The organism is Kocuria sp., assembly GCF_030536815.1.
GTDB lineage: Bacteria > Actinomycetota > Actinomycetes > Actinomycetales > Micrococcaceae > Kocuria > Kocuria gwangalliensis.
Genome location: NZ_JAUNPE010000108.1, coordinates 4,379 through 7,338 on the forward strand (window position 1 = coordinate 4,379; position 2,960 = coordinate 7,338).

Here is a 2,960-nt window from a genome sequence, read left to right on the forward strand (position 1 = left end):
CACCGCCACTGTCGGTGAGGATGATCTTGGACCGTTCCATCAGCGCGCAGAACTGCGCGTAGGGCAACGGTTCGATCATCAGCACGTTGTCATGCCCCCGCAGGGCCGGTCGCAGCGCCTCGCGCACCATAGGATTCGGGTGCGCGGGGAAAATGAAATCGTGGTCGGGGTGCCTCCTGGCCAGCGTGGCTACGGCCCGGCCCACGGCCTCCAACGGTTCGCCCCACGATTGCCGCCGGTGGGCCGTGACCAGAACGACCGGGCGACCGCGGCCCAGGCGTCGGACCAGAGCGACGTCGGTGATCCGGGGCCGGGACGCCACGGTGGCCAACAGGGCGTCGATGCCCGAATTGCCCGTGACCACAATGTCCGACGCCGCCACGTTCTCCCGCAGCAAATTCTCGCGACTTGCCGCCGTGGGGGCCAGGTGCAGGCTGGCGATCTGCCCGGTGAGACGCCGGTTGATCTCCTCCGGGAACGGCGAGGACCTGTCACCCGTGCGCAGCCCGGCCTCCGTGTGGATCACCGGAATCTCGGAGTAGGAGGCCGCGAGCGCGCCCATGAAAGACGTCGTCGTGTCACCCTGAACCAGCACAGCATCGGGCCGCTCCGTCTGCAGGACCTGAGTCAGCCCCTCGAGGGTGCGTGCGCTGATCTGTGTGAGCGTCTGTCCGGGGACATGGATGTCCAGGTCGTGATCGGGGACGATACCGAAATCCTCGTTGACCTGCTCCAGCATCTCGCGGTGCTGCCCCGTGACGACCACGCGTACTCGGAAACGCGGATCTTTGCGCAGCGCCAGAACGAGCGGCGCCATTTTGATGCCCTCGGGGAGGGTTCCGTAAACCGCCATGATGGTGACCGGCTGAAGGGGGGGTGTTCGTACCATAATTTCTCCTCTGGGATGCCGGCCCACGGCACCCCGATTGTTAGCGTCAGTCTCCCGATTCGGTGGCCACGCTGAGGTCCATGAAGCGGACCCGGGCGTCCTCCGTGTACAGCCCGATGGAGCCCCCGCGGTACGGCCGCTCCGTGTCAGTCACCGTGGCCAGAACATGACCGTCCACGCTGACGGTCATCCGGGGCCAGTCCTGCTCGATCCGCACTTGATATTCCTGACCGATGGGAAATTTCTTGTCCTCCCCGGTGGCCAGGAAACGCTGGCTTCCCGGATAGTCGGGGTCCTGCTTGGAAATCTCCCAGCCGTTGGGCTTGAGCGCCACGGCGTAGAAGTGGTCGTTGTCCCGGAAATTCCACAGCACCCAGCCCACCTCCCACACGTTGGGAGATCCCTCGCGCACCTGCTCCTCGGTCTTCATGGTGATCTCGAAGTCCGCGTCCTGGTACGTCTCGGTGGTGTGCACCAGTGACCCGTGGGTGACATCCGCCGACGTCGCCGCGTTGGGTTCCAGCACCACCTGCTGGTCCGTACCCACCGTCCGGCCGTGCCCGTTGTACATCGCCGTCCACCGGCCGTGGGTTTCTCCGTCCGCCCAGGGCTGGACCCGCCACACGTTATTGACCCCCGCCGTGACCAACAGCGCCAGGAGCACGGCTCCCAGTAGCACCGCCGGCAATTTCTTCGGGTATGGCCTCACCGGTCAGCTCCTCCGCGGACGTATCCACTTGATTTCTGCTTTCGACATTGCGTTCTGTCTTGGTCCACGAGTTCTGGCCGATCACGGCGCGGTAGGCGGCCTTCCAGCCCGCCACGTACCAGAGCAGGGCATAGAGGACGTACCCGTGAATCAGCACCACGGCCACGAACGGGTTCAACCCTTGATGTTTCTCCTGCGACCAGTACACGAATCCGAACAGCACGGCGGGTCCGAACGCCACCAGGTAGGCAGAGAGCCACCAGGGGGAGACCACGGCCTGTCCCAGGGCGATCCCGAGCAGGATGTCCAGGACCCAGAACGCGAATGCCGCACTGAGGAAGGACGTGACCAGGAGCAGGAACGGGCTGGTCAGGTGATACAGAATGTCTGCCCTGCGCGTTCCGGTCAGATCGCGCAGGACCCAGGGCACCAGGTTCCAGGACTGAAGGTGCCCCTGGAACCAGCGGGTGCGCTGCTTGATCCACCGCTTGACGTCCACCAGGCCCTGCTGGTGCACGGATGAGGTAGAGCAGAACTCGATGTCCCACTCGTCGATGTGCAGCCGGACCCCCAGGTCCAGGTCCTCCGTGAGACTTCGCGACCACGGGGACGGGCCCAGACCGGTCAGCGCGGACAACCGCACGAATTGGCCGTTACCGCCCAGACCCACGCTGCCCAAGTGGCGGCGACCGCGTTGGAACACGTGAGTGAACAGCACGAATTCGATGTCCTGCATGCGAGCCAAGAGGTTCTGTTGACGGTTGTTGATCCGAACGCCGATCTGCACGGCACCGAGCTGTTCGTCATGGAACAAGGGCATGACCTCATCCAGAGCGTGGGGATCGAGGCGCCCATCCGCATCCATGACGCACACGATCACCTCCGACTGGGGTGACCCGGCGATCAATTCGCTACCCACGAGGTGGCGAACGGCCGCGTTCAACGCTTCGCCCTTGCCCTGACGGGCCTCCGGGAGAACACGCTGGAACAGGCGAACCCGCGGATCAGGGTGTGAGCGAACGATATCGGCGGTCCCGTCGTCGGACCCGTCATCAATCACGAGAATATGGATCCCGGGATAATCGAGGCTGGTCAGACGGTCCAGACTTGCTTTCAGAACGCGGTCCTCGTTCAAACATGGCACGACGAAGACCACGGTTTTTTCCGAGCCCGCATGGGCAGTCTGACCAGCGGAAATTCTCTGCCGACGGGGTTCAAAACGAGAAAGCACCAATAAGGTCAATCCGTAAAGAACACTAATCATCACCAGGGCAATAACGAGCCACAGGACCAAATCGATCCTGTTTCCGAGAAACATAATCATGACGGATTCTCTACCGCTGACCGGGGTGTTGACCGGGG

General features: G+C 63.4%; 3 protein-coding genes. All 3 read right to left on the minus strand.

Annotation, left to right across the window (positions count from 1 at the left end; translation table 11 throughout):
• Positions 1 to 889, minus strand: an 889-nt coding sequence (gene wecB / locus Q4E95_RS09665) for a non-hydrolyzing UDP-N-acetylglucosamine 2-epimerase (protein WP_303383110.1), incomplete at its 3' end; no start/stop codon positions are given.
• A 46-nt stretch (positions 890 to 935) separates the two neighbouring features.
• Complete coding sequence (locus Q4E95_RS09670; protein ID WP_303383111.1) at positions 936 to 1,568, minus strand: family 16 glycoside hydrolase; 633 nt, start codon at positions 1,566 to 1,568, stop codon at positions 936 to 938.
• Positions 1,516 to 2,960 (minus strand): glycosyltransferase family 2 protein (locus Q4E95_RS09675; RefSeq protein WP_303383112.1); only part of this gene is annotated, 1,445 nt, incomplete at its 5' end. The genes Q4E95_RS09670 and Q4E95_RS09675, both read right to left, overlap by 53 nt.